This is a genomic window from Stutzerimonas chloritidismutans (assembly GCF_038562055.1).
Classification (GTDB): Bacteria; Pseudomonadota; Gammaproteobacteria; order Pseudomonadales; family Pseudomonadaceae; genus Stutzerimonas; species Stutzerimonas chloritidismutans_A.
Map to the genome: position 1 here is coordinate 180,082 of NZ_JBCFXD010000007.1, position 24,795 is coordinate 204,876.

Genomic DNA, 24,795 nt, shown 5'->3' on the forward strand with positions numbered 1-24,795 from the left:
GCCCGTGCCTGAACTGGAAACTCCATGAGCCGTTATCGCCCACCTCGCCCTGCCGGCACCCCTCTGATCACCCCCGAAGGCGAGGCGAGGCTGCGAGCCGAGCTGCATGAACTGTGGCACGTGAAGCGGCCTCAGGTCACCCAGTCAGTCAGCGAGGCGGCCGCGCAAGGCGACCGCTCGGAAAACGCTGAATACACCTACGGCAAGAAGATGCTGCGCGAAATCGACAGCCGTGTACGCTTTCTGACCAAGCGGCTGGAAAAACTCAAAGTGGTCGCAGAACGGCCCAGTGACCCCGGAAAAGTCTATTTCGGCGCCTGGGTGACAGTCGAGGACGAGGACGGAGAACAGGCCCGCTACCGTATCGTAGGCCCCGATGAGCTGGACCTGCGCCAAGGGCTGATCAGCATCGATTCGCCGCTGGCGCGCGCTTTGGTGGGCAAAACGCTGGATGCCGAAGTCCAGGTGCAGACGCCTACCGGACCGAAGCTCTGGTACATCACTGCCATCGACTATCCATGACCAGCTAGTTATTTTTGGACCCATTGGTCACGAAATCTCTCGATCTGGCGGATATATTCGGTCAACGTGCGCGCTATCACCTTCCTACCCAGCGGCATGTTTCATCTGGTAACAGACGTTTCGCTGATGCCGCCACGCCCACTAAGTTTCCGCTAGGCGAAACGCCGCGCCAGAGCAATTCACGCATGTCGGCTGGCAGACTGGCACGAATGCTGCGCTTGTTATAGCTGCAGTACGCGCTAGGCGCGGTGAATGGCGAGGGATTGCCCAATCTCCAGTCACCCTAGATGAGTGCATTCATGAATAAGAACAAGACAGTGTTTGCTCTATGCCTCGGGACCGTCATGGCTGTTTCCAGCCAGGTCCAGGCCGGCCTGTTCGGCTCCAACGGCTACACCCAGACGCGTTATCCGATTGTGCTGGCGCACGGCATGCTCGGTTTCGACAGCATCCTTGGCATCGATTACTGGTACGGCATTCCCCAGGCGCTTCGACGTGACGGTGCCCAGGTGTACGTCACTGAAGTCAGTCAGCTCAACACCTCGGAGCTTCGTGGGGAGGAGCTCTTGCAACAAGTCGAGGAGATCGTCGCGATCAGCGGCAAACCAAAGGTGAATCTGGTCGGCCACAGTCACGGCGGACCGACTGTGCGCTACGTCGCTGCGGTCCGTCCCGACCTGGTGGCGTCGGTCACCAGCGTAGGCGCGCCGCACAAGGGGTCCGATGTTGCTGATCTGATACGTCAGATTCCGGAAGGCTCCGGTGGCGAAGCCATCCTCGCCGGCATCATCAACGGAATGGGCGCATTGATTCACTTCCTTTCGGGAAGCACCAGTACAGAACCACAAGACTCGCTCGGCACGCTTGAATCGCTCAACAGCGAAGGTGCTGCTCGTTTCAATGCGCAGTATCCGCAAGGGGTGCCGACCAGTGCGTGCGGCGAAGGCGCCTACAAGGTCAACGGTGTGCGTTACTACTCCTGGAGCGGCACCAGCCCGCTGACCAACCCACTGGATGTGAGTGACGCCATGATGGGAGCAGGCTCGCTGGCATTTGACGAGCCCAATGACGGGCTCGTTGGCCGTTGCAGCTCGCATCTGGGCATGGTCATCCGCGACAACTACCGGATGAACCATCTGGATGAAGTCAATCAGGTATTTGGCCTGACCAGCCTGTTCGAGACCGATCCGGTGACGGTGTACCGGCAGCATGCCAATCGGCTGAAAAACGCAGGTCTCTGAAGCTTCGGTGGGGCCTGCTGGCCCCACCTTCTGACTACAAGGCATCCTGATGAAATTTATCGCCGCCCTGTTTGTGCTGACGCTGCTGATCGGCATTGTGATGAACGGCAGTGCCCCGCCCGACTCAGAACCTGCCCAAACGCAGAGCCGCACCGAGAACGACCGGATCAATACCAGCGAGACCCGTCTGCCTGAGCGCTCAGCTTCAATTCCGCGGCCGAGGACAGACGCACCGGGCCGCCTGCCAGGCTCCTTTGCCGGCACCCAGGTGGACGGTCGACTTCGGGCTGACGCCGCCGGAAAGCTGATCATTGATGCAGAGATACGCCGCGTATTCGACTACTTCCTTGCCTCGATTGGCGAGGAGCCCCTGGAAACCAGCGTGAACCGCCTACGTCGCTATATTGGAGTTCAACTGCCTGCACCTGCAGCAGGCCACGCCACCCAGCTGCTGAGCCAGTACCTGAACTACAAGCGGCAGCTGCTGATGCTGGAACAGCAGCATATGCAGCAGGCAGACATCGACGCCATGCGCAACCGGCTGCACGCAGTTCAGCAATTGCGTGCAGGAATATTCGATGAACTGGTCCATCAGACCTTTTTCGGTCTGGACGAAGCAACTGACCGCTTCATGCTGGAACGCCTGGCAATTCGTCATGACCCAAGTCTTGATGCGTCAGGCAAGGGCGCGGCACTGGACCGCTTGCGCAACAACCTGCCAGCGGAACTGCAGGATCCGATGGCGGCACAGATGCAAGTGCAGCTGCGCGAACAGACCCGCGCATTAGCAGCCAGTGGTGGCAACCCCACGGACCTGCGCCAGCTACGCCAGCAATTGGTTGGCAATGCAGCCGCGGCCCGTCTGGAGCAGCTCGACGCCAAGCGTCAAGCATGGCAGGCCCGCGTCACCGCCTACCGCGAGGAAAAACTTCGGATTGAACGCAGCCAGGGCCTCGGCCAAGCGGATAAACGTGCCGCCATTTCCCGCTTGGCGACCGAACGTTTCACCGAGCATGAACGTCAGCGCCTTCAAGCGGCTGAGCAACTGGTTGCGGCTGAGCGCGGCTGAGCGTTCAGTTGCCGGCACTTTGCGGGCCACCCTCGAGCAGATACCGCTCCCGGGTATAGGCCAGGTAATACTTGTTCACGGCATTGACGTAGCTGACCACGCCCATGCCCATGGTCGACATGGCAACGCGCTCGACCTGAAAAAACCATTGATCAGGATTGAGACCTCGACGCCGCGCTTCCGCACGCAAGCTCTGGACCCGCTGCGGACCGAGGTTGTACGCGGCCAGCACAAACGCCATGCGCTCGCGCTCATTCAGCCTGGGGCTGGAGAAAAAGGATTTGCGGATGCTTGCCAGATACTTCGCACTGGCCAGCACATTGTTGTCCAGCTGGCCGATGTCCTGCACCCCCATGCTGCGAGCGGTCGCTGGCGTTACCTGCATCAGCCCGGTGGCGCCGGAGGCTCCGCGGGCAGATGGGTTTAGCGTCGACTCTTTGAAAGCCAGAGCCGCCAAGTTGAGCCAGTCAATCTCCTGCCCCTGAGCATGCCGCTGCAAGGTCGGACGCACCTTTTCCAGGCGCTGTCTGCCGACACGATCGAGCGGGTACTGAACCCGATAGAGCCTGCGGTAGACGCGAACAAATGCCGCATCCTGGTTATCCGGCGCGTTATAGGTTTGAAGAAAACGGTCGATGCTCGCGCGCAACATCCCCGCATCTTTTTGCACAAACCAGTGCATGTCAGCGGGAGCGCCCAACGTCAGCGTCGACTCGATGCGCAATTTCGGCAGCACTTTGACCCATCGCTCCGCAATCGGCTGCTCCACCACCGTTGCCGGATAGACGCCGGCTTGTACCATATCCAGCACGTCTTCCACCGCCAGCGTGGGATCGACCCATTCGACGGCAATCGGTGCTCGCCCAGCTTGCATCAAGGTTCTATTGAGCCTGTCGAGCGCTGAGCCTGCGGCACTGCCAGCGGACAACGCCAAGCTACGACCGGATAGCTGGTCGAAACTGTGATAGTGGGGACCACCCTGCCGACTCACCAATACCATCGGCACCGGACCGATCAGCGAGCGACTACGGCTCAGCCTGCGAATCGTTCCTTGCGCCAAGATTTCCCCGGGCGCTACCAGATCGCCCTCCCCGCGCTGCAGCGCGCCGAGCAGCTGATCCTTAGCCTTGGGAATGATCTTCAAGGTGATCGGAGGCCCTTTCGACCCGCGATTCAGATGCTGCTCGAACGCACGCAGGCGTACATACTCAACACCAATAGCTTCGCCTTTAACCTCGCCGGAGCTATTGCGACTTTGATTGACCAGCACCCGCAAAACGCCGCTGCGGCGGATGTCCGCAAGATCGCGTACGGTATCGCCCGATTGCCAGGCCTGCGGCCCCATCACCCGCGCAGACGCCGGCCAGGGCATAAGCACGAGCAGACACAGCAGCAAGGAAAATAGTCGGGTCATTTCCGGATATCGGCTCGAATCAGACAAGCTATACAGCGGCTACCCCGCCGCAGGGTGGCGAAGATTGTCACAGCCTTGGCCTGATCGCCAGCAACACCTTTTCATCTACATTAATTATCATGCTCAAGTGGCTGATTTTAATGCATATATTTTGATCTCATAAGCGAGACATTTCATGCAGCTTGTCGACATCGGAGTCAACCTTACCCACCCTACCTTCGCCCGAGACCCACGCGCGGTCGTAGATCGTGCCCACGCAGCGGGCGTTGCCCAGCTCGTCCTGACGGGCACCAGCCTCGACGAAAGCGAATCGGCGTTAGCACTCTGCCGGGAGCTGGATGAAGGCGGACATCGGCTGTTCTGCACAGTGGGCATTCACCCTCATGACGCGAGCCAATGGACTTCCAGTACCGGCGCACAGCTCAAGGCGCTACTCGGCGAACCCGAGGCACGCGCGGTTGGTGAATGCGGGTTGGATTTCAACCGGGACTTGTCTCCTCGCGCGCAACAGGAGCGAGTGTTGGAGGAACATCTGCAATTGGCAGTAGAAACCGGCTTGCCGGTGTTTCTTCATGAGCGCGACGCCGACCAACGTCTGGTACAAATCCTCAGGCCGTTCCGTGATCAGCTCAGCGCTGCGGTGGTGCACTGCTTTACCGGCGAAAAACGCGCCCTATACGCCTATCTCGATCTCGACCTGCACATCGGCATCACCGGCTGGATCTGTGACGAGCGCCGCGGCACCCACCTGCACCCATTGGTGCGCGACATTCCTGCGACCCGTTTGATGCTCGAAAGCGATGCCCCTTACCTGCTACCACGCACGCTGCGACCCAAGCCCAAAGGCGGCCAGAACGAGCCGGCGTTTCTTCCTGAAGTGCTTCGTGAAGTGGCCCGGCACCGCGGTGTCAGCGAAGAACAGCTGGCGCTGAGCACGACGCATTGCGCTCAGGAATTCTTTCGCATACCGCCAATGAATGAGCACTGAGTTGGCTCAAGCCCAACACTTTTCGGCCGTTAACAGAACGGGTTCGCAAAAATGCGGCGATGCCTCCGCGCGACGAACCGTTCCGGTCATCGACATAAGAAGAGCATGCAATGGCTTTATGGATTCGCGATCTGTCACTGAAGTACAAGTTCTGGGCGCTGAACCTGGTGTCGTTCGCTACCACCCTGCTGCTGGTGCTCTTTGCCCTGCAACTTGAACAGCAGTCGCGAAGCCAGGACGCCGAGAACAATGCGCAGCAGATAGGAGCACTGCTGCAGAGCTGGCCAGAAGGCACGGCAATTCCCCCGCGCGGCGACATTCAGCTGTTTTCGGCTGGTCAGGCCATCACTATCGAGGGGCGACCGGTCGCCGTCCGCCAGGGGTGGGTAGCCATCGAGCATGACCGTCTGTTCGACACCACGCCGGTACTGGGCGCCCAGCTCGTAATCAGACCGGGCGGGGAAACCCTGGCTGTGCTGGCGCGTGCGCCCAGTGCGATACAGCTGCTGGGTGACCATTTCCTTAGCTATGCCGTTGCTGTTGCTGTGCTGATGCTGGTGCTGCTAGCCGCATCACAGCTGCTGATTCATTTCCTCCTAAGTCATCTCAATACACTCAAAAACGTCATGGTGCATGTCGAGCGCAGTGGCGATCTCGCGATGCGGGTGCCGCTGGCGAGCCGTGATGAAGTGGGCGAGATGGCAGCGGCATTCAATGCCATGCAGGCCGGCTACCAGCGCATTGTCAGCACCGTTGCCCAGGCGGCCACCCGCCTCGATGACGGGGCCGCTCGACTTGCATCGAGCATGGGTGAGGTCCGCCAGGGCATGCTCGGCCAGCAGAGCGAAACCGACCAAGCCGCAACCGCGATCAACGAGATGACCGCCACCGTACACCACATCGCCGAACACGCCAGAGAGACGCGAGACCAATCACAGAGCGCGGACCAGCTTGCGGGCAATGGGCAGCAGGTCGTAGGGCGAGTCGAGCGCTCGATATCCACCCTGTCGCAGGGCGTACAGCAGACTGCCGAAACCATCGAGCAGCTTGCTGCCGACAGCCAAAAGATCAACGGTGTGGTCAGCGTCATTCACAGCATCGCCGAACAAACCAATCTGCTGGCATTGAACGCAGCCATTGAAGCGGCACGTGCGGGGGAAATGGGCCGAGGCTTCGCGGTGGTTGCGGATGAAGTGCGTAGCCTGGCCAAACGCGTTCAGGTATCCACAGACGAAATCACGCAGATGATCGCCGGGCTTCAGGGCATGACCCGCGACGCCGTCGAGTTCATGCAAGAGAGTTCGCTCAAGGCAGACGACTGCGTTCGCGAAGCACGTGAAGCAGGACTAGCACTTGAGGCCATCACCGCGGCGGTCGCACAGATGCGTGAGAGCAACACGCAGATTGCCGTCGCCGCCGAGCAACAAAGCGAAGTGGCAGAGGAACTTAACCGCTCGGTCACCGGCATTCGCGACGTTACTGAGCAAACCGTTCAGCAAACCGTCGAGTCGGCAAATACCAGCGCTGAGCTCGCAGCACTTTCCGGCGAACTCAGCAAGGCGATCCACCAACTCAAGCTCTGACCGCATCAACCTGTACGGATGACTTGCCTGCCGCGGATTTAACAACCGAGCGGGCAGCGCCCTGGTTAACCGAAGACGGTTACCGTTTGCCGGCTCAGGGCAATCAGCTCACCGTTGCCGGTCCATAACGCCGCGGCGCAATGACCGTAGCCGTCCTGAGCGTGCTCGATGACCGCCCGGTACCGGCACCATTCGTGGGTATCAATTATTGGCAATGGCTGGACAAATTCGATGGTCCAGGTCAGCGAGCTGCCCGGTGCGAAACGGTTCAAGTGTGGCAGCACCGCTGGCGGCCACGCATCGACGAGCGCAAGCAGATGCGAGACGGTTACCGGCTCCCGGTCAACCTCGCCACGCTGACGAACCCAACCGCCCATTTGCCGTGAGGTATTACCCGAGAAAGGCAGACCGCCAATGCCCCAGCGCATGACCAGATGGCGAGTGAACTCAGGAGTGGCGCCGCTGATGTAGGGCAATTCCTGACAGGCCTCCACCGGTGGCAGCTCCGGCGCCGGCTCAGCTTCCACCCTGACGGCAGAGACACGCGCTGCACCAAAGCTGCCTTGCACCAGTGTGACTACCTGCCCATTCTGGACGGCACGGCCGAGCACCTGGCTGACCGCCTTGCCTTCGCGCAGCACCTCGGCCTCAAAGCTAACGGGCACATCAACCGCAAGCGGCCCTACAAAGCTGATGGACAGTGACCGCACCGGGCGATCACTCGGCACCTTGGCCTGCATGGCTTCGAATACCAATGCTGCGGCCAGCCCGCCGAAGCCGGCCCGGCCCTGCCCCCAGCTGGAAGGCACGACGATATCTTGAGGGGTTTCACGCACGGCTTGAAGCAATTCGGACAGGGTCATTCCCACCTCGACTCGTTTGTTATTGGGTTTATCTTATCGCCGCACATACCAGCACAGAAATCGCTGAATGGTTGGTGATGCCATGCCATCGCGACCAGCTATGGCTTCCCGCCGTCGATGTCATGGTGCCGTTTACTCCCAATGGCACGCCAGGGTAGCTGTCGGCGCAAGCTCCCGAGCGCAGCCTTCATCTCGGCCAGGTCGGTTGGCTGCCCCCCATAGCGGGCCTGTTCGTACAGTTCGGAAAACCTTTGAATCTGGGCAGCAATACCCGGCAGCTGCTCTGCTGCGCGTTGTGCGAAGTCACGAGCGCCCTCCCCTGAGTACCGCGCTATACCCTGGCGCGCCAGCAGTTGCTCGAAGCGCTGGAACTGACGCAACTGCGCATCCTGTTCCCGGCGCCAGGGTTTCAGGAGCACAAGCGCCAGCAGGACAATCAGCAACGCACCCAGAGCGACCATCATAAAACCGAGGTTGCGGGCGTCGGCCTTGCCGAACAGGCTTCGCAACACTTCCAGTTGTCGTTCACCCTGATAATTAAGTACCCAGCGCTGCCAACCGTAATTGAGATTGTCCCAACCAAACCGCAAGTCGTTCAGCCAGCCAATGTTGCGGTAGCGCCGGAGGTCCATCACGGCGCCTTCTATCAGATCCTGCTCAGCGCCAAGCGCCTCCTCCAGCCCTCGCTCGATCCGTTCCGGCGCGACCTGAAATGTCGGATCCACACTGACCCAACCGCTGCCCGCCTCCCAGTACTCGACCCAGGCATGAGCATCAAGCTGACGCACCGACAGATAGTTGCCCGAGGGGTTGACCTCCCCGCCCTGATAGCCGGCGACCACCCGCGCGGGGATACCTGCTGCGCGCAGGACAAAGGTCATCGCGCCTGCGTAATGCACGCAAAATCCGTTCAAAGTCTCGAATAGGAAACCGTCGACGATATCCCCACCAACGGGCGACGGACGCAACGTATAGCGGTAGGGCTGCTGGTTGAAATGGCTAAGCAATGCTTGCACGGTTGCCTTGGGTGTCTGGTGCTGACGCCGCAATTCTGCAGCCCAGGCCCTGCTGCGTAAGTTACCCGAGGACGGTAGCTCCAGCGCCCGTCCGAGGATCGCAGGTCCAGCCTCTGGTTCACGCAGCGCCTCCGGCCAGGATGTCGCGCGGTACAGCAACGGCTTTTCAACCGGCCGTGGGCGCGCCAGGTGGAAGTCGCTCATCAGTCGCACGTCGCTTGCATTTACCTGAGCCACATCCAGTGCATACAACCACGGCCGTCCGCTGGGTTGCATGACGATGCTGTACTCCACCGGCGCGCCCCGTGGCGACCAGTCCGGGGCTCGTGGAAGCTGCGATGAAAAAGACTGAGACCACCGCCGGCCATCGAAACGCTCGAAGGTGACCGCACGCCAGTACAGCCGATCCCGCTCGGGGATCGGGCCTTCAAAACTGGCGCGAAATGCCAGTGCATTCGAGCGACTCAGTTCGGCCATGTCGCCCGGCGACATGCTGTCAGCCAGACCGGTCACGCCGCGATCCTTCGGCTGCGGCAATGACCAAAGCGGACCCAGGCGCGGAAAAAGCACAAACAGGACCAGCATCAAGGGAATCGCCTGCAGGAGCAAAGCGCCTGCCAGTCGCAGCGTTGGCCAGGGATGTGTGCCTGCTGGGCTCTGCTGCAGGCCTATCATCGCCGCCAGCAGCGCGACGATTGGCGCCAGACTGTAAAGCCCGGCGAGCAGCCCGTCATTGAAAAAATAGCTGGTGACCACGGCAAAGAAGCCAAGAAACACCAGAACCAAGGCATCGCGGCGACTGCGCATTTCCACCAGCTTGAGGATGAACGCCGCGATGAGCAACACCACGCCGGCGTCGAGGCCGATCAACCCCCCGCGCGAAAAATAGACGCCGAACGCAGCGCCCAGCATCATCAGTGCTTTCACCCAGCCTCGCGGGTATCGAGCGCGCATACGAAAAATCTGCACCCGCCAGATCGCGCAACCCAGCCAGAGGCCAATGATCCACAGCGGCAGATGAGCCAGGTGCGGCAAGATGACCAGCACCTGCGCCACCAACAGCCAGATCAGGCCATTGCGCGGAATGGGCTGCCCGCTGCTCATTTCGACTCCATAGCTGGCTGTCCGAACATCGCCAGGACACGAAGGCTGCGGTTGCGGTGCTCTGCGCCAGCGCCTGCTTCTATCGTGGTATCGGCGACACGGAGAGCGAAAGGCTGCTGGCGCGCCGACAGTTCCACTACCCAGTGGCAGAGCAACGACAATCTGGACTCGATGTCGCCTTCGAGCGCGGCGAAATCCAGTAACGGGTCCTCGCCGGACAGCGCAGTGAAGTCCTTGACCAGCAAGCCTTGACCACGAGAGTAAGCTTTCCAGTTCAAACGTTTTCTCGAGTCGCCTGGCTGCCAGGGACGCAAGCCCTGGTAATCGTCGAGACCACGGCCCTGCGCCAGCGTCCCCTCATCGCCCTCATCGGCCTGCCCGCCGATCTTTGGCGGATCGCCTGCGACTGGGCGTGGATACACCAGTGCGGCCTGTTGCAGATCGACCCAGCTCCAGGCCACCAGAATGCCCAAGGGAAACCTGCTTTCCACACGCAACCGTCCTGGTCTCAACCAGCCGCGCCGCTCGGTGGGCAGGCTCAGTTCCAATTCGCAAGAACCTGCTGCCGGCACGTCTACCAGCTGCAAACCACTTTTAGGCCAACCCACCGAGACGGCCTGATAAAGGCGACCCCGGCTTTCCAGACGCACCCGCAAGCGGGCCTGCTCTCCAAGGAAAACCGCTTCCGAGCCCCCCGCTTTCAATTCGAGCCCCGCCAGGTTGCGCCAGGTATGCAAAATAGCAACGACAAATACCGAGCCCAGCAAAAACGTCAGGGCGTAAGCCAGACTGTTCTCGTAGTTAATGGCGGCAAGCAACATCAACAGCAGCGCGACCAGAAAACTCATCCCGACCGCCGTAGGCATGATGAAGATGCGACGCTGGTTGAGGCGTACGCTGGGGCCCGGTGGGATGCGTTTTAGCAGCCAGCGATCCCGTATCCGTGGTAACACTCGCATATCCGCCCCCGTCAGTCCGGCAGAGGCGGCGTCACAGCGCCGGCACTTCGCGCAACAGCCATTGCACCAGTGCGCCGCCGCCATGTCCGGTGGCATCGGCACGTTCGCGCAACCGATGGCCAACCACCGAGGGCAGCACCGCCTGGGCGTCTTCCGGAATTACATAGTCTCGCCCGTCGAGAAAAGCCCAGGCCCGGGCTGCCGCCAGCAGCGCCAGGCTGGCACGGGGTGACAAGCCCCAGGCGAATTGCGGCTGGGTGCGCGTGGCCTCGACCAGGCGCAGGACGTAATCGACCAGAGCATCACTGACGCGAACAGCGCTCACCGCCTGCTGGATAGCCGCTAGCTCGGCACGATCCAGTTGGGGTTGTAATCGGGCGAGCAAATCGCGACGCGAATCGCCGAGCAGCAATGCTTTCTCCGCCGCTTTAGCCGGGTAGCCCAGCGAAAGGCGCATGAGAAAGCGATCCAGCTGTGATTCAGGGAGGGCAAATGTACCGCCGGAGCTGACCGGGTTCTGCGTGGCGACCACGAAGAAGGGCTCGGGCAAAGGCCGCGTCGCGCCCTCTATCGTTACCTGCCCTTCTTCCATTGCTTCAAGCAGCGCGCTCTGACTCTTCGGTGTAGCCCGGTTGATCTCGTCCGCCAGCACCAGCTCGGCGAAGATCGGTCCCGGATGAAACACAAACTGAGCGCTTTCCTTGTCAAATACCGAGGTGCCGAGAATATCGCCCGGCAGCAGGTCGGAGGTGAACTGGATGCGCTGGAAATCCAGCCCCATGACCTTCGCAAGCGCATGGCTCAAGGTCGTCTTGCCCATACCGGGCAGGTCCTCGACCAGTAGGTGCCCCCTCGCCAGCAGGCAGGCCATGGCTAATCGCACCTGCGATTGCTTGCCGAGCAGCACTTCATTGACCGACCGCAGACAGACTTCCAATCGGGTGCGCATGCAACTCTCCTTTGTTTGTTCCTTCGATCCTACTGACCCGGCCAGCGCAGGCAAAGCGGTGATAACCTGGTGTTGCGAATTTGTGATACGTCACTTGAACCGCGGGTGACAACGCCACACCGCTTCACAGCTTTGGTCGCTTCCTGACCCAAGCGATCAGAAACCTGGGCGCCTGTCAGGGTCGCTGCATCTCGAAACGCTCGCGCGTATAGCTGTACGCTGCGCCGCCCAGCCTGCCGACCAGATCAAGCCGGGCCGAATCGACGCGACCTCGCTCATCGAGAACACCGTCGTCGATGTGCGCTAACAACACTTCGGCGAAGATGAGCTGGCAATTAGGCGACTCGGGCGGATATGGCAGGATCTGCGCTACGCGACATTCGAAGGCAACCGGCGCACCGGCGACCCGCTGCACCTTCACGAGGCTAGCCGGTTCGCTGGCAATCTCGCAGTGCTCAAACTCGCTGATGCCGTGTGCCAAGGTAGCCGCCGAGGCGTTCATCGCTTCGGCTTGCTCGGCGCTGACGAGTTGCACGACGAGTTCCCCTGTCTCGTGCGCGTTGCGGGCGGTGTCTTTTGGTAGGCCGTCTTTCAAACCGACGTTGATCAGCAATGTTGGAGGGTTACTGCTGATGACTTGGAAGAAGCTGAACGGGGCAAGATTGCTGATGCCCGACGTCGAGCAAGTCGAGACCCAGGCAATCGGTCGCGGCGTAATGGTGGACGTTAGCCAACGATAGGCTTCGACCGGTGCCAGCGTGGAAAAATCAAGCTGCATGTATATCCCTGATGAGTCGGATCGGTGATTGCCAGGAACCGATGGATAAGGAAGTGGCAGCCAGGCGACCGCCACAGCATGGCAGCAACATCAGCGTCCTGCGCGCGACTCACGCAGATAGAAACGAGCCTTCTTGGCCTTCTCCACGCAGCCTTGGTAAGCCTCAAATTGTTGCTGGGTCTTGGCGCCGGTCAGCAGTGCCATCGCCTTGGAATAGCTGACAGTGCCGGCGAAGCCTTCCGCCTCGGCCAGGCTCTGCTCTTCCCAGGCGGCGTTCAGCTGAGACGCACAGCTGTCTCGATAGGCAGTCTTGGCGGCGCAACCGGTCAGGGTCAGTGCTAACAGCGATAGACAGATTAAGTTCTTCATCCCTAGATCCTCGTTTTAAAACTCAGTTTTGATGCCCCGCAGAGCGCTCGCGCAAAAACTCGACGACGGCGTCCTGCTCACCCGCGAACTCGATTCTGGCGGCCTTGCTTTCACGCTGATACGCGTACATCGGATCGTAGTATTGCTTCAACAACGCCTCGATCCATCCGCGATGCAGATCAACCGAACCCGCGCTTGCCTGCTCGGCAAGGGCCTGATCCATGATCGCCGCCAGCCGTGTGTAGCATTCGCCGCCGAGCCGCTTGCTGATATTGACCAGGCTTTGCTGCAAACGCTCGGTAAATGCGGTGAAACCTTCCTCGCCGAACTCGGTGATGAACTCGGCGCAGAGATCGATCACATAGTCCTTGAGGATACGATCAACCCGGCCATCGAAACTGTCTTCGAGCCAAACCAGCGGATAGCGCTGCATACCTTGGAACAAGGGCAGCGGGATAGAACAGCGTCCGACCAGCCGCGCTTCATCTTCCAGCACGAACTGCCTGGCACCGGCTTTCTGCATTTTCAACAAGCGAATAGCCAGGGCGTTCTCGAAGTCGATCTGGACTGGCTGCGGGGTGGCGCGCTTGCCAAAGCTTGAGCCGCGATGATTGGCAATGCCTTCCAGATCGACCCCGTCTTCCAGACGCGCCAGCACCTCGGTTTTACCTGTCCCGGTCATACCGCCAACCAGTACGAAATTGTCGTGCGTGGCCGCATGCTCGAGGGTGTCCAGCAGAAAATGGCGCATCGCCTTGTAGCCACCGGTCACGCGCGGATAATCAATTCCCGCCTCGGTCTTGAGCCATTTCTGGACCAGCTGCGAGCGTAGGCCACCGCGAAAACAATAGATATAGCCCTGAGGATTACTGCGCGCGAAGTCGGCCCAAGCCTCGATACGCTCGGCCTTGATATGACCACTTACCAACCGATGGCCTAGCTCAATTGCCGCTTGCTGCCCCTGCTGCTTGTAGCAGGTGCCGACCTTCTGGCGCTCGAGATCGTTCATCAGCGGCAGGTTGACCACTCCGGGGAACGCGCCCTTGGCAAACTCAACAGGCGCTCGTGCGTCCATCATCGGCGCATCGTTAAGAAACAGCTCGGCAAAATCATCGGTATCGCCACGCATCAACGTACCTCAACTGCAAAGGCGCCGGCTTCGATCAGCTCACCGATCGGCTGGAGAACCAGGCCGAGTTCCGCGGCGACCGCGAGGAAGTCGGCCTCACCTACAGGGTCAACGGCTACCAACAATCCGCCGCTGGTTTGCGGATCGCACAGCAACTGCTTCTGCACCTCGTCAATGGCGGCGATACGCTCACCATAGCTCTCGAAGTTGCGCCCCGTACCGCCAGGTACACAGCCCTGTTCGAGGTAATACTCGACGCCTTCCAGACGCGGCACGCGGGCGTAATCGATGCACGCAGTCACAGCGCTGCCGTCAGCCATTTCGACCAGGTGCCCGAGCAACCCAAAACCGGTGACGTCCGTCATAGCCCGCACGCAGTCGAGCTTGCCGAAGCGGCTACCGGGCGTATTGAGCGTGCACATCCAATCACGCGCCCTGCCGACATCTTCGGGCCGCAACTTGGCCTTCTTCTCCGCGGTGGTGAGAATGCCTATCCCAAGGGGCTTGGTCAGATAGAGCTTGCAACCAACCGAGGCCGTGTCGTTACGTTTCATCTGGTTCTTTTTGACCAAACCGGTCACGGCCAGACCGAATATCGGTTCGGGCGCGTCGATCGAATGCCCGCCGGCCAGCGGAATACCTGCAGCTTCACACACGGCTCGGCCACCCGCGATGACCTCGCGCGCCACCTCAGGCGGCAGCACGTTGACAGGCCAGCCAAGGATGGCGATCGCCATCAGCGGATCACCGCCCATCGCATAGATATCACTGATGGCATTGGTCCCGGCGATACGGCCGAAATCGAAGGGATCGTCGACGATTGGCATGAAGAAATCGGTAGTCGATACCACGCCGCGTTCTTCGTCGATGCCATATACCGCAGCGTCATCACGCGAGGCATTTCCAACCCACAGGCGCGGGTCGAGGTTCTGTGCCCCGCTGCCGGCGAGGATGACGTCCAGCACCTTGGGTGAAATTTTGCAGCCGCAGCCGGCACCGTGGCTGTACTGAGTGAGACGGATGGGTTCGCTCATCTGGGAAAGACTCTCGTGATGCTGGCAAAACGGGCGACGATTGTAGCAAGGCTGGTGACCACATCGCTGCGGCGTGAGCCGAAGGGATTGCACGGAAACGACCAGCTTCTCGCTTTAGCTTGAAGCTTGCAGCCTGAAGCTGGAAGCTATCGCCCAACGCCAATAGGGAGAACTACATGGGCAACAAGGTCGCATTGGTGTTGGGGTCGGGTGGGGCCCGCGGTTACGCACACATTGGCGTAATCGAAGAACTCGAGACCCGGGGCTACGAAATCACCTGTATCGCAGGTTGTTCGATGGGCGCAGTCGTAGGCGGCATCTACGCAGCCGGCAAGCTTGGGGAATACCGCGAATGGATTGAAAGCCTGGACTACTTCGACATGCTGCGACTGGTCGATCCGAGTTTCAGCCTCGGGGCGATACGCGGCGAGAAGATTTTCGGACGTATCAGGGAAATGCTCGGCTCGGTCAACATTGAGGATTTGCCAATTCCGTTCACGGCCGTTGCGGCCGACCTGACGAATCAACAGGAAATCTGGTTTCAGGAGGGCAATCTGGAACTGGCGATGCGCGCCTCGGCAGCTATCCCAAGCCTGTTCACCCCGGTCATGCAAGGCAACCGGATGCTGGTCGATGGCGGGATACTCAACCCACTGCCCATCGTGCCTGTGGTCTCTAGCCACAGCGACATCATCATCGCCGTCAACCTCAACGCCAACAACCATCGGCAATACCCGCTTCCGGACGTGATCCGCCCAGGACGCTTCGATGCCATGGTCAGCTCGATCAGCTCACGCCTGCCGTTCTGGCGCAGCAAAGGGCTCGAAGAGCGTATCGCCGAACTCGCTGCCGTTGAAGGACCTGGCGAGGCCCAGCCGCCGGCCGCCCCATCGGGGCAAAGTGCGCCGAAGTCGGCCGAGGGATCGATGGTGATTGATGTAGGCGGTCCGGCATCCTTACTGGAGCTCATCAACCAGAGCTTCGAAGTGATGCAATCCTCATTGACGCAGTACAAGATCGCTGGGTATCCGCCCAACGTCTTGGTGAACATCCCCAAGCGCGCCTGCCGTTTCTACGAATTCTACAAAGCCCCTGAGCTGATCAAGCTGGGACAGATCGTTGCCAGCGATGCCCTGGACAAATACGAGAGCGAACAGCTCTAGTAGCGGGAACACGAGGAATCGATTGGCAACAGAGCTACCTGCAGCAGTCAGCTAGTCGCGCGCCGCTGCATCTTCCAACTGATCGCTCGGACGCTTCGCCGGCGCGACGATGCCTGGCACTTCCTTGACCAGCCAGTCTTCCAGCAGGCTGTAAGCAACAGCCAACAGCGTCGGACCAAGGAACAGCCCCATGAAACCGAACGCCAGCACGCCACCAAATACGCCGAGCAGTACCACCACCAAGGGCAGGTTGCCGCCGCGACTGATCAAGTAGGGTTTCAGGACGTTGTCCACGCCACTAATGATGAACATGCCCCATATCCCCAGAAATACGGCCATGCCGTACTGACCCTGCCAGGCGAGCCAGAGCGTGGCGGGGCCCCAAATCAGAGGCGGGACCATCAGGAAACTGAAAGCGAACGTCAGCAGACCGAGGATCAGCGCTCCGGGTATGCCAGCAATGCTGAATCCGACGTACGCCAGAATCGCCTGGGCAGCCGCGGTGCCGATCACACCGTTGACAACACGCTGAACCGTACCGGCCACCAACTCCAGGTAGTGATCAGCGCGATCACCAATCAGTCGGTGCAGCAGACTATGTACGAACGCAGCCAGTTTCGGCCCATCGCGATAGAAGAAGAACACCAGCACCAGGCTGAGCGCCAGTTCCAGCATTCCGCCGCCAACGCGTGCGCTGCGCACCAACAACCAGTTGCCCACCTGACCTATATACGGCCGGATCGTCGCGAAGAAGGCCGTGCCTTGCTCGTCTAGCGTGTCCCAGAGACTCAACAGATTGTCGCCAATCAGCGGCAATTCAGCGAGCCACGACGGCGGCGCCGGCAGCCCCTGCACCTGCAGATTGTGCACTAGCACGTTGACCTCGCGGATCTGGTCGGCAATGTTGAACCCCAACCAGACCAGCGGCACGGCCACCAGGACCATCCATCCGCCTGTCAACAGCGTGGCGGCAAGCGTGGAATTGCCGTTCATCCAACGGGTGAGTACGCGCATGATCGGCCAGCTGGCGAATGCCAACACCGCCGCCCAGAACAGCGCTGAGGCAAACGGGGCCAGCACCCACACACAGGCGCCGAGCAGCACCAGGAGCAGAATCTGCACCAGCAGACGATCGTTGTTGAGCATGGTGTTACCTATGGAAGAACGTGGCGCACTTTAGAGCAAAGTGCGCCTGGAAGAGCACTGGCTTTTGCAGTCTCAAACGAAGCCTCAACGCAACAGCGTGATCCGCAGCCCATCCTCGTTGGAGGTTTCTGCTTCGATGCGCCGCGCCTTGATCCTCTCTTGCGTCAGCGCTTCGTACCAAGCCGCTGCGCCCTTGCCTTTCAAGGCGACCCGTATCGTACTATCGAGCCGCAGCACGTTCGCCAGCAGCGCCCCCCACTCAGCCGTGGGCTCTTGTGGCAATCGCGGCAGCCACAGCTCTCCGGTGCTTTTCAACTGACGCAGCAGGGTGCTCGGATTCGGCAGGATGATACCGAGCGGCTCATCCGGCTCGAATTGCTCAACTTGCAGATAGGGACGGTCGTTGCCACGGGTAATGCCATAAAGGGCCATGAGCCGATCCGAGTCGCCTGGCAGGCGCGCCAGCAGGAAGGCCTGCCTTGCATCCGGGCCGTAGAGTGTCGAGCGGTGAAACACTTCATTGGCCCACAGGCTACTCGAACCGCATTCGCGCCCCTCACACCAGAAAAGCAGCTCAGCGCCCTCTTGCAACAGGCGACGTCGCGACCGCTCGAAGGCTTCTATGCCCGTATGAATGTCGGGCAATCGATAGGTCACCACCGTCAGCCTGCCGCTGGCGGTGATCTGGTCGCTCATTCGTAGCCGTCCACTGATGCGCCGAATCGAGTCCAGAGGATAAGTTCGGTCCAGCACGTTCCTCTCTTTGAAGGCCACAATTTCAGACTGCGGGTAGCGCGGCAGCATGTCGAAATCTCGGCCGCCTGGAAGGTCGGCTGCTTCAGCGATGCCGACAGCCAAGACCAGCGCTGTTGCGGATATAACTCGCATACGACACCTCAAAGGAGGACCGCCGTCGACGCGGTCCGACCGTTAGAGGTAGCAATGCTATGGAAGTCAATCATCGAGGTGGTCCCTGCTGAAGCGATGGCCCAGCGTCACCAGTTGGTAAAGGCAAGTCAAGCGGGGCTTTGCGACAGATTCTTGCGTAATGCCGTCCTGCCTCGGCTCAGCCTGCGAAGAACGGATTGAAAACGGCCGCCACCGCCTCAGCCCCGAATTCATCATCCAAGTGCAAATGATGGCCGCCGGGCAGCCGAGTCTGCGCGAACGGCAAGTTCTGCGTCAGTTCGACCATGGCTGGCTGGTTGAGCAAACCTTGCTCCGCCAGGATCAGGCTCGCCGGGCAGGCTATCCGATGTACAAATGCCAGAGCGTGAGCGCGGGTCAGTCGCATCGATGAAGGCAGCATCAGACGCGCATCAGTGCGCCAGGTATAGCCACCGGGAACCGGCATCAATCCACGCTGCGCAAGCCGTTCGGCCGCCTCGTGACTCACCGCACCCACGCCTTTCATGCGTGCCGCGACAGCCTGCTCGAAGGTGGCGTAAACCGGCTTCCGCTTGTCATCCACGGCGAGTAGCTTTTGCAGAGATTCACCAAGCTTCTGTGGCGCAGTTTCGGCTTCGCCGGTAAAGGGAATCACCCCATCGATCAATGCCAGGCGTTCGACCCGCTCAGGCATGGCGCCGGCCAGCAACACCGACACGATGGCTCCCATGGAGTGTCCCAATAAGGAGAACCGCTTCCAGCCAAACTGCTCGGCCGTCTGCAGTACGTCGTGCGCATAGTCCCAGATGTTATAGGCGGCACCGAGCGGTCGATGATCGGAATGGCCGTGCCCAGGAAGGTCTAGCGCAACGATACGGAGCCCCTTGAGCAACGGCGCGAGACGAGAAAAAGTAGCCGCATTGTCCAACCAGCCATGCAGTGCAATGACAGGCTGACCATCCTCTGGTCCGTACAGGTGGGCGGCGACCTCAATATGGGGCAGGCTTAGACGGATCTCTTCGAACGTAACACTCATGCAGCACCCCTTCTGTTCGATTCGCTCCAGCGAGCGAACAACTGCCTGAGCAGGACTGCGGTGTCATCCGGTCGCTCAAGCGGAAACATATGCCCACCAGGTAAGGTGTGTGCCTCCCCCTGGGCAACCAGTCGCAACAAATAGAGATGATGAGGCAGCACCACGCGGCTCTGACGCCCGCGTACCACAGCCAGCGGCATTTTCAGCGAATGGGGCCAGCCGGGCGTCACATGCGGAACGCTGCGATAGATCCGAATTTCCGTTTCCGGGTCGAAGCGCAAGCGCACGCCTTGCTCGGTGGGCTCCAGACCATGCTCGACATAAGCATCCAGACAGGCAGGATCAAAGGCGCGAAACAGTGCTTTGCTTGCAAAGTAAAGCCGCGCTTCATCGACACAGCTGAACTGCTCGCGACGGCCCAGGGTGCGGCCGGCAGGGGTCAGGCGATCGATGAAACCAAAACGTTTGCCCGCCCAGATCAGCGTCTGATCGAGCCAGGTCGGCATGGGTGAGTCGAGCATGACCACCCCACGATAAAACTCGGGGCGTTGCAGGGCAGCGTGGTAGTGCAGCATTCCGCCAAGCGAATGCCCGACACCCCAGACCGGCTCCTGCAACCCGACCAGCTGCTCGATGAGCTCTTGCACCAGGTTCTGCCAATTGTCATTCACCGGAAAGCGCGGGTCATGACCATGCTGATCGAGGTGGGTAACGGCGTACTCAGGCGTCAGATTTTCAAACAGCTTGTGATAGGTAGCGGATGGAAAACCGTTGGCGTGAGCGAAAAAAATGCGTTGCGTCATAGGTTCTAAGCAGCGGACTGGAAACGACGGTCATTGTCTGGCCCCCTTCCCTTAACGGCAATCGGCCGAAGCGGCAGAAGCAAAGGCAGTCCTGCCAAACAAGGGCGTCTACAACGCCGCAACTGGTTGTGGGCTGTTTTCGCCAAGAGGCACGACTGCAACGGTCAAACGCGAGATGCAGCTCAGCTTGCCGTCCTCTCCGTGCAGCCGGATATCCCAGACGTGACTGGAGCGCCCAAGATGAACCGGACGGCAGACTGCGGTAACACGACCACTGCGTACTGCACGGATATGGTTGGCGTTCACTTCCAGGCCGACACAATAGAATCGATTGGGGTCGATGCACTGATAGCTGGCCATCGAGCCAACAGTCTCAGCGAGCACAACCGAAGCGCCGCCGTGCAGCAGACCATAAGGCTGGTGGGTACGTGAATCGACAACCATGCTCGCCGTGAGACAGTCCTCTTCGACTGCTTCGAAACGAATATCGAGCAGTTCGACAATGGTGTTCTGACGGTTGGCATTGAGTTGTTCGAGGCTCGGTGGACGCTGCCAAATGCTCACGAATGTCGCTCTCCTGTTATTTTTTTGATAGCGCTCCACCTGCAGCGGCAGGCGCAGCGTAGATAGGAAGTTGTTGACTTCAGACTGGGTGCCGCAGCCCAACCAGGTGCATCAACCCCGCCGCCACATGCTCCCCTTCTAATTCGGCCAGGCTGGCGGTTGCCATTGGTATGGGCGCGTCACGGTGACCACTGACCAGCCAGCCGCCGAATACACCGACAAAGGGCTGATGCGTAACTAGAAGTACATGCTGTTCGCTGCGACGATCAAGATAGAGCAGCGCATCGGCCGGGTCAGATTCCGGCGTCAGCCAGGGCACGATTTCAACTGAACCACCGAAACCGAGTGCTTGCCGAACAAGCTCAGCGGTCTGTTGGGCTCGCTGGTAGGGGCTTGCCAGAATGGCCTGCATCGGTTGCCCTTGCAGATGCGCGGCAGCGCGCTCCACTTCTACCCGACCGGCCGCGGTGAGATTACGCTCGGCATCAGTCCGGTTCCGGGGCTCGGCTTCTCCGTGGCGTAGCAGCCACAGCCTCACGGCTGAGGCTCCTGCTCAGAAGGGGCCGGTTGCACGGGAGGAGCTGCCTCCCTGTCGGCTGGACGCGGCTTGGGCCAGTCGGACATCGGCCAGGGTTTCCTGTCCGTATTGAAGGTGCCAAATCGACCTATCTGGGCCACATACTGGCTGAGACTGTCACCCAGCTCCAGCAAGCTGTCGTTCGCTTTGCCGTTAACCGCTTGCAGCACCAGCTGCGCCACGACAATGACTAGCAATACCAATTCGGCCAGTTGCCAGACAAAAAAGAAAACCAGCATCCAGAGTGCGCGCAGAATCAGCGACTCGCGCTCCGCGGTGCGTTGAGATGTGTTCATTGATAGCTCCGTTGTCGTATCAGAAACCGTCGGTGGAAATGAAATCAACGTCGGTCTTCGGTTCGCCGCGCATCAGCAGGGCAATGACCTGATCCAGCGTACGCCCCTCAAACAAAATGGCATGAAGCCCCGCGACCAGCGGCATGTAGACCTGAAGCTCCTCTGCCTTGACCTTCAAAACCTTGATGGTGTTGACGCCTTCAGCGACTTCACCCAGCCGTGACACGGCCTCATCGAGACTCAATCCCTCGCCGAGGGCATAGCCCACCTGAAAGTTCCGGCTTTTCGTCGAGGTACAGGTAACGATCAGGTCGCCCACTCCGGCCAAGCCGAGGAAGGTCATCGGATTGGCGCCGAGCCTAACAGCAAAACGAGTCATTTCGGCCAGGGCGCGAGTGATCAGCATGCTTCGGGTGTTTTCCCCCATACCGAGCGCCGCGGCCATGCCGGCCATAATGGCGTACACGTTTTTCAATGCACCGCCAAGCTCGACGCCAAACCGATCCGAACTGGCATAGACACGAAAGGTCCGCCCATGCAGCGCCTGCTGCACACAGCAGCAAAGCGCCTCGTCGTCGCTGGCCACAACCGTCGCAGTCAGAGCGTGTTCAGCCACTTCGCGCGCCAGATTGGGGCCTGATATCACGCCGATACGGGCCTGAGGCGCGATTTGTTCCAGGATCTGGCTCATCAGCATGAACCCCTGCGCCTCGATGCCTTTGGTAGTGCTTACCAACATCTTGCCCGACAGCTGCTCAGCGAAGGGGGAAAGAGCTTGGCGCAAGGCACTGGAGGGCAGCGCAACAAAGATCAGCTGACAATCGGCCAATGTCTGCCCAAGATCAGTGACAGCGTTTACGGCAGGCAGCAGGGTCACGCCTTTCAAATAGCGCGGATTCTGGCGGTGCACTCGAATACTCTCGGCCTGCTCGGCATCGCGCATCCACAAGCGGACGCTGTGGCCGTTCTCGGCGAGCAGGTTTGCGATGGCGGTTCCGAAGCTGCCGCCGCCAAGCACCGCGATGGGTTGCTGTTCAGTCATGAGGAATCCGTTTAGGCACCAAGTGCAATGGCCGGCATTATACGTGCCGCTTCGAGCGCAACCAGTGCAAACCCCGATACACCCGGAATCATCAGATTACAATTTCCGACCAATGCTGCCGAGCTGTGTTGCAGCCGTAGCGAGGAGGCATTCCCCAATGGTCTATATAGAGGCAGAACGTCACATGGTCGTGGTGACGGGTCAGGAGTGTTAAAGTATGGGCCCGTTTCCACCATGGTCATCTCGTGGCTGGTCGAAACGAGCGGTACTCATGTCCCTGCGCTGTGACTTTAAGCGCAAGGCAGCAGTCTATGACTAGTCTTATGACCGGACTCGCTATTGTCGAGTCGGATGAATGCAGCAAGCCCTCCATAAAGGGACCATTGAGGAATACGCATGACCAAACAACAGGCCTTTACTCGGGAAGATCTGCTCCGTTGCAGCCGCGGCGAGCTGTTCGGGCCCGGTAATGCGCAACTGCCGGCACCGAACATGCTAATGGTCGACCGCATCGTTCATATCAGCGAAGTCGGCGGCAAGTACGGCAAGGGCGAGCTGGTTGCTGAGCTGGATATCAATCCTGACCTCTGGTTCTTTGCCTGCCATTTCGAAGGGGATCCAGTCATGCCTGGCTGCCTGGGCCTCGACGCCATGTGGCAGCTGGTCGGCTTTTACCTAGGCTGGCAAGGCAACCCAGGCCGTGGTCGTGCGCTGGGTTCTGGCGAGGTCAAATTCTTCGGTCAGGTCCTGCCGACCGCCAAGAAAGTTACCTATAACATCCATATCAAACGCACCATTAGCCGCTCGCTTGTTCTCGGCATTGCCGATGGCACCGTTAGCGTGGATGGTCGCGAGATCTACAGTGCCGAAGGTTTGCGTGTCGGCCTGTTTACATCTACTGATAGTTTCTGAAGGACTTCAGCATGCGTCGCGTCGTAATCACCGGCCTGGGCATCGTTTCATGCCTCGGCAATGACAAAGACACCGTTTCCGCCAACCTGCGGGCCAGCCGTCCTGGTATTCGCTTCAATCAGGCGTATGCCGATATGGGCCTGCGTAGCCAGGTCTCTGGCTCGGTCGACCTGAACCTCGAAGAGCTGATCGACCGCAAGGTCTTGCGCTTCATGGGCGATGCAGCGGCTTACGCCTATCTGGCGATGCAACAGGCCCTCGAAGATTCAGGGCTCAGCGCGGATGATATATCCAATCCACGCATCGGCCTGATCGCCGGCTCCGGCGGCGCTTCGACCATCAATCAGATGGAAGCCATCGACATCCTTCGCGAAAAGGGCGTCAAGCGCATCGGCCCATACCGCGTGCCGCGCACCATGAGCAGCACGGTTTCCGCCTGCCTGGCAACGCCGTTCCGCATCAAAGGCATCAACTACTCCATCGCTTCGGCCTGCGCGACCAGTGCGCACTGCATCGGCCATGCGATGGAGCAGATTCAGATGGGCAAGCAGGACGTCGTCTTTGCCGGCGGCGGCGAGGAAGAGCACTGGAGCCAGAGCTGCCTGTTCGACGCCATGGGCGCCCTGTCCAGCCAGTACAACGCGACGCCGGAAAAAGCCTCGCGGGCTTACGATGCTAAGCGCGACGGTTTCGTCATCGCGGGCGGTGGCGGCATGGTGGTGGTTGAAGAGCTGGAGCATGCGCTCAAGCGCGGCGCCAAGATCTATGCGGAAATCGTCGGCTACGGCGCTACTTCCGATGGCTACGACATGGTTGCGCCGAGCGGCGAAGGCGCACTGCGCTGCATGCAGCAGGCAATGGCCACGGTCGAAGGTGACATTGATTACCTAAACACCCATGGCACGTCGACACCAGTGGGCGACGTCGCTGAGAGCAAGGCCGTACGCAACATGTTCGGCGATAAGATCCCAGCCATCAGCTCGACTAAGAGCCTGTCTGGGCATTCGCTGGGCGCCGCAGGTGTCCACGAAGCGATCTATTGCATGTTGATGATGCAGGGCAACTTCATTGCCGGCTCAGCCAACATCGAAGAGCTCGATGCAGAAGTCGCCGATATGCCGATCGTTCGCGAAACCCGCGAAGATGCGAAAATTGACACCATCATGAGTAACAGCTTTGGCTTCGGCGGCACCAACGCTACGCTGGTACTGAAGCGCTGGAAAGGCTGATCGATTCCTCGCTACAAACAATAACGGCGCCTGAAGGCGCCGTTATTGTTTGTGGTGTGCTTTGATCACTGGTAAATCACGCCAGCGGATCGCGCAACCGGAGCGGGACGCGACCTGACAG

At 60.0% G+C, this 24,795-nt stretch carries 25 protein-coding genes; 8 read left to right on the forward strand and 17 right to left on the reverse strand.

Features of this window, described 5'->3' with window-relative positions:
• The first annotated feature begins 24 nt into the window (after window positions 1-24).
• The 3 genes from greB to AAGW23_RS13015 all read left to right on the forward strand — a co-directional run bounded on the left by greB (window position 25) and on the right by AAGW23_RS13015 (window position 2,832).
• Window positions 25-522 carry a transcription elongation factor GreB gene (gene greB, locus AAGW23_RS13005; RefSeq protein ID WP_102836298.1) on the forward strand — a complete coding sequence of 166 codons (498 nt, stop codon included), beginning with the start codon at window positions 25-27 and terminating at the stop codon, window positions 520-522.
• A 344-nt stretch (window positions 523-866) separates the two neighbouring features.
• The gene (locus tag AAGW23_RS13010) at window positions 867-1,763 is read left to right on the forward strand and encodes a triacylglycerol lipase (protein ID WP_417797323.1); all 897 of its coding nucleotides are present in this window, start codon (window positions 867-869) and stop codon (window positions 1,761-1,763) included.
• A gap of 49 nt (window positions 1,764-1,812) precedes the next feature.
• Window positions 1,813-2,832, forward strand: coding sequence for a lipase secretion chaperone (locus AAGW23_RS13015; RefSeq protein ID WP_342406892.1), 1,020 nt, complete (start codon window positions 1,813-1,815; stop codon window positions 2,830-2,832).
• 4 nt (window positions 2,833-2,836) lie between these two features.
• Here the strand turns inward: AAGW23_RS13015 and AAGW23_RS13020 are convergent, their stop codons facing one another.
• Window positions 2,837-4,246 (reverse strand): transglycosylase SLT domain-containing protein, encoded by a 1,410-nt coding sequence (locus tag AAGW23_RS13020; protein ID WP_342406893.1) that lies wholly within the window; start codon window positions 4,244-4,246, stop codon window positions 2,837-2,839.
• A 175-nt stretch (window positions 4,247-4,421) separates the two neighbouring features.
• On the opposite strand from AAGW23_RS13020, the gene AAGW23_RS13025 reads away from it, so the two are divergent.
• Both AAGW23_RS13025 and AAGW23_RS13030 read left to right on the forward strand, forming a co-directional pair.
• Entirely contained in the window at window positions 4,422-5,234 is an 813-nt protein-coding gene (locus AAGW23_RS13025) for a TatD family hydrolase (protein WP_342406894.1), read from the forward strand.
• A 110-nt stretch (window positions 5,235-5,344) separates the two neighbouring features.
• On the forward strand, window positions 5,345-6,817 hold the full coding sequence (locus AAGW23_RS13030; RefSeq protein WP_342406895.1) for a methyl-accepting chemotaxis protein: 1,473 nt from the start codon (window positions 5,345-5,347) through the stop codon (window positions 6,815-6,817).
• A 65-nt stretch (window positions 6,818-6,882) separates the two neighbouring features.
• Here AAGW23_RS13030 and AAGW23_RS13035 read toward each other — a convergent pair whose 3' ends face one another.
• From AAGW23_RS13035 to selD, 8 genes are all read right to left on the reverse strand, one after another.
• Window positions 6,883-7,680, reverse strand: coding sequence for an acyl-CoA thioesterase (locus AAGW23_RS13035; RefSeq protein ID WP_342406896.1), 798 nt, complete (start codon window positions 7,678-7,680; stop codon window positions 6,883-6,885).
• Between the two features lie 98 nt (window positions 7,681-7,778).
• Complete coding sequence (locus tag AAGW23_RS13040; RefSeq protein ID WP_342406897.1) at window positions 7,779-9,800, reverse strand: DUF3488 and transglutaminase-like domain-containing protein; 2,022 nt, start codon at window positions 9,798-9,800, stop codon at window positions 7,779-7,781.
• Window positions 9,797-10,759, reverse strand: a complete 963-nt coding sequence (locus AAGW23_RS13045) for a DUF58 domain-containing protein (RefSeq protein WP_342406898.1) — start codon at window positions 10,757-10,759, stop codon at window positions 9,797-9,799. The genes AAGW23_RS13040 and AAGW23_RS13045 overlap by 4 nt, the downstream gene beginning before the upstream one ends.
• A 31-nt stretch (window positions 10,760-10,790) precedes the next feature.
• Window positions 10,791-11,708: an AAA family ATPase gene (locus AAGW23_RS13050; protein ID WP_342406899.1), complete on the reverse strand. Its 918-nt coding sequence runs from the start codon at window positions 11,706-11,708 to the stop codon at window positions 10,791-10,793.
• Between the two features lie 175 nt (window positions 11,709-11,883).
• Complete coding sequence (locus AAGW23_RS13055) at window positions 11,884-12,486, reverse strand: flavin reductase family protein (RefSeq protein ID WP_342406900.1); 603 nt, start codon at window positions 12,484-12,486, stop codon at window positions 11,884-11,886.
• A gap of 90 nt (window positions 12,487-12,576) precedes the next feature.
• Window positions 12,577-12,855, reverse strand: coding sequence for a hypothetical protein (locus AAGW23_RS13060; RefSeq protein WP_073299532.1), 279 nt, complete (start codon window positions 12,853-12,855; stop codon window positions 12,577-12,579).
• A gap of 22 nt (window positions 12,856-12,877) precedes the next feature.
• Window positions 12,878-13,984 (reverse strand): tRNA 2-selenouridine(34) synthase MnmH, encoded by a 1,107-nt coding sequence (gene mnmH, locus AAGW23_RS13065; RefSeq protein ID WP_342406901.1) that lies wholly within the window; start codon window positions 13,982-13,984, stop codon window positions 12,878-12,880.
• Window positions 13,984-15,018 carry a selenide, water dikinase SelD gene (selD, locus tag AAGW23_RS13070; protein ID WP_342406902.1) on the reverse strand — a complete coding sequence of 345 codons (1,035 nt, stop codon included), beginning with the start codon at window positions 15,016-15,018 and terminating at the stop codon, window positions 13,984-13,986. Before selD ends, mnmH begins: the two co-directional genes overlap by 1 nt.
• 176 nt (window positions 15,019-15,194) lie before the next feature.
• Between selD and AAGW23_RS13075 the strand changes: the two genes are divergently transcribed.
• Window positions 15,195-16,181, forward strand: a complete 987-nt coding sequence (locus AAGW23_RS13075; protein ID WP_342406903.1) for a patatin-like phospholipase family protein — start codon at window positions 15,195-15,197, stop codon at window positions 16,179-16,181.
• A gap of 51 nt (window positions 16,182-16,232) precedes the next feature.
• Here the strand turns inward: AAGW23_RS13075 and AAGW23_RS13080 are convergent, their stop codons facing one another.
• The 8 genes from AAGW23_RS13080 to AAGW23_RS13115 form a co-directional block, all read right to left on the reverse strand.
• Window positions 16,233-17,327 (reverse strand): AI-2E family transporter, encoded by a 1,095-nt coding sequence (locus AAGW23_RS13080; RefSeq protein WP_342406904.1) that lies wholly within the window; start codon window positions 17,325-17,327, stop codon window positions 16,233-16,235.
• An 84-nt stretch (window positions 17,328-17,411) separates the two neighbouring features.
• A complete protein-coding gene (locus AAGW23_RS13085; protein ID WP_342406905.1) occupies window positions 17,412-18,215 on the reverse strand; it encodes a DUF4892 domain-containing protein in 804 nt (267 codons plus the stop codon).
• 178 nt (window positions 18,216-18,393) lie between these two features.
• Window positions 18,394-19,251 carry an alpha/beta fold hydrolase gene (locus AAGW23_RS13090; protein WP_342406906.1) on the reverse strand — a complete coding sequence of 286 codons (858 nt, stop codon included), beginning with the start codon at window positions 19,249-19,251 and terminating at the stop codon, window positions 18,394-18,396.
• Entirely contained in the window at window positions 19,248-20,054 is an 807-nt protein-coding gene (locus AAGW23_RS13095) for an alpha/beta hydrolase (protein ID WP_342406907.1), read from the reverse strand. The genes AAGW23_RS13090 and AAGW23_RS13095 overlap by 4 nt, the downstream gene beginning before the upstream one ends.
• Before the next feature lie 108 nt (window positions 20,055-20,162).
• Window positions 20,163-20,618: a hotdog fold thioesterase gene (locus AAGW23_RS13100; RefSeq protein WP_342406908.1), complete on the reverse strand. Its 456-nt coding sequence runs from the start codon at window positions 20,616-20,618 to the stop codon at window positions 20,163-20,165.
• A 79-nt stretch (window positions 20,619-20,697) separates the two neighbouring features.
• Window positions 20,698-21,156, reverse strand: coding sequence for a phosphohistidine phosphatase SixA (gene sixA, locus AAGW23_RS13105; RefSeq protein ID WP_342406909.1), 459 nt, complete (start codon window positions 21,154-21,156; stop codon window positions 20,698-20,700).
• The gene (locus AAGW23_RS13110; protein ID WP_342406910.1) at window positions 21,153-21,491 is read right to left on the reverse strand and encodes a DUF4389 domain-containing protein; all 339 of its coding nucleotides are present in this window, start codon (window positions 21,489-21,491) and stop codon (window positions 21,153-21,155) included. The genes sixA and AAGW23_RS13110 overlap by 4 nt, the downstream gene beginning before the upstream one ends.
• 19 nt (window positions 21,492-21,510) lie before the next feature.
• On the reverse strand, window positions 21,511-22,533 hold the full coding sequence (locus AAGW23_RS13115; RefSeq protein ID WP_342406911.1) for an NAD(P)H-dependent glycerol-3-phosphate dehydrogenase: 1,023 nt from the start codon (window positions 22,531-22,533) through the stop codon (window positions 21,511-21,513).
• A gap of 396 nt (window positions 22,534-22,929) precedes the next feature.
• Here AAGW23_RS13115 and fabA point away from each other — a divergent pair, with 396 nt between their 5' ends.
• Window positions 22,930-23,445: a 3-hydroxyacyl-[acyl-carrier-protein] dehydratase FabA gene (gene fabA, locus AAGW23_RS13120; RefSeq protein WP_045426348.1), complete on the forward strand. Its 516-nt coding sequence runs from the start codon at window positions 22,930-22,932 to the stop codon at window positions 23,443-23,445.
• Window positions 23,446-23,456: 11 nt separating this feature from the next.
• Window positions 23,457-24,674 (forward strand): beta-ketoacyl-ACP synthase I, encoded by a 1,218-nt coding sequence (gene fabB / locus AAGW23_RS13125; RefSeq protein WP_342406912.1) that lies wholly within the window; start codon window positions 23,457-23,459, stop codon window positions 24,672-24,674.
• Window positions 24,675-24,795: the final 121 nt, after the last annotated feature.

Coding starts and splice junctions, on each gene's coding strand:
- AAGW23_RS13055 (WP_342406900.1), bottom strand. CDS start 12,486: ATGCAGCTTGATTTTTCCACGCTGGCACCGGTCGAAGCCTATCGTTGG.
- AAGW23_RS13025 (WP_342406894.1), top strand. CDS start 4,422: ATGCAGCTTGTCGACATCGGAGTCAACCTTACCCACCCTACCTTCGCC.
- AAGW23_RS13020 (WP_342406893.1), bottom strand. CDS start 4,246: ATGACCCGACTATTTTCCTTGCTGCTGTGTCTGCTCGTGCTTATGCCC.
- AAGW23_RS13090 (WP_342406906.1), bottom strand. CDS start 19,251: ATGAGTGTTACGTTCGAAGAGATCCGTCTAAGCCTGCCCCATATTGAG.
- AAGW23_RS13080 (WP_342406904.1), bottom strand. CDS start 17,327: ATGCTCAACAACGATCGTCTGCTGGTGCAGATTCTGCTCCTGGTGCTG.
- AAGW23_RS13075 (WP_342406903.1), top strand. CDS start 15,195: ATGGGCAACAAGGTCGCATTGGTGTTGGGGTCGGGTGGGGCCCGCGGT.
- AAGW23_RS13060 (WP_073299532.1), bottom strand. CDS start 12,855: ATGAAGAACTTAATCTGTCTATCGCTGTTAGCACTGACCCTGACCGGT.
- AAGW23_RS13050 (WP_342406899.1), bottom strand. CDS start 11,708: ATGCGCACCCGATTGGAAGTCTGTCTGCGGTCGGTCAATGAAGTGCTG.
- fabA (WP_045426348.1), top strand. CDS start 22,930: ATGACCAAACAACAGGCCTTTACTCGGGAAGATCTGCTCCGTTGCAGC.
- AAGW23_RS13085 (WP_342406905.1), bottom strand. CDS start 18,215: ATGCGAGTTATATCCGCAACAGCGCTGGTCTTGGCTGTCGGCATCGCT.
- AAGW23_RS13030 (WP_342406895.1), top strand. CDS start 5,345: ATGGCTTTATGGATTCGCGATCTGTCACTGAAGTACAAGTTCTGGGCG.
- AAGW23_RS13010 (WP_417797323.1), top strand. CDS start 867: ATGGCTGTTTCCAGCCAGGTCCAGGCCGGCCTGTTCGGCTCCAACGGC.
- AAGW23_RS13015 (WP_342406892.1), top strand. CDS start 1,813: ATGAAATTTATCGCCGCCCTGTTTGTGCTGACGCTGCTGATCGGCATT.
- fabB (WP_342406912.1), top strand. CDS start 23,457: ATGCGTCGCGTCGTAATCACCGGCCTGGGCATCGTTTCATGCCTCGGC.
- selD (WP_342406902.1), bottom strand. CDS start 15,018: ATGAGCGAACCCATCCGTCTCACTCAGTACAGCCACGGTGCCGGCTGC.
- AAGW23_RS13110 (WP_342406910.1), bottom strand. CDS start 21,491: ATGAACACATCTCAACGCACCGCGGAGCGCGAGTCGCTGATTCTGCGC.
- mnmH (WP_342406901.1), bottom strand. CDS start 13,984: ATGCGTGGCGATACCGATGATTTTGCCGAGCTGTTTCTTAACGATGCG.
- AAGW23_RS13045 (WP_342406898.1), bottom strand. CDS start 10,759: ATGCGAGTGTTACCACGGATACGGGATCGCTGGCTGCTAAAACGCATC.
- AAGW23_RS13035 (WP_342406896.1), bottom strand. CDS start 7,680: ATGACCCTGTCCGAATTGCTTCAAGCCGTGCGTGAAACCCCTCAAGAT.
- AAGW23_RS13040 (WP_342406897.1), bottom strand. CDS start 9,800: ATGAGCAGCGGGCAGCCCATTCCGCGCAATGGCCTGATCTGGCTGTTG.
- AAGW23_RS13095 (WP_342406907.1), bottom strand. CDS start 20,054: ATGACGCAACGCATTTTTTTCGCTCACGCCAACGGTTTTCCATCCGCT.
- AAGW23_RS13115 (WP_342406911.1), bottom strand. CDS start 22,533: ATGACTGAACAGCAACCCATCGCGGTGCTTGGCGGCGGCAGCTTCGGA.
- greB (WP_102836298.1), top strand. CDS start 25: ATGAGCCGTTATCGCCCACCTCGCCCTGCCGGCACCCCTCTGATCACC.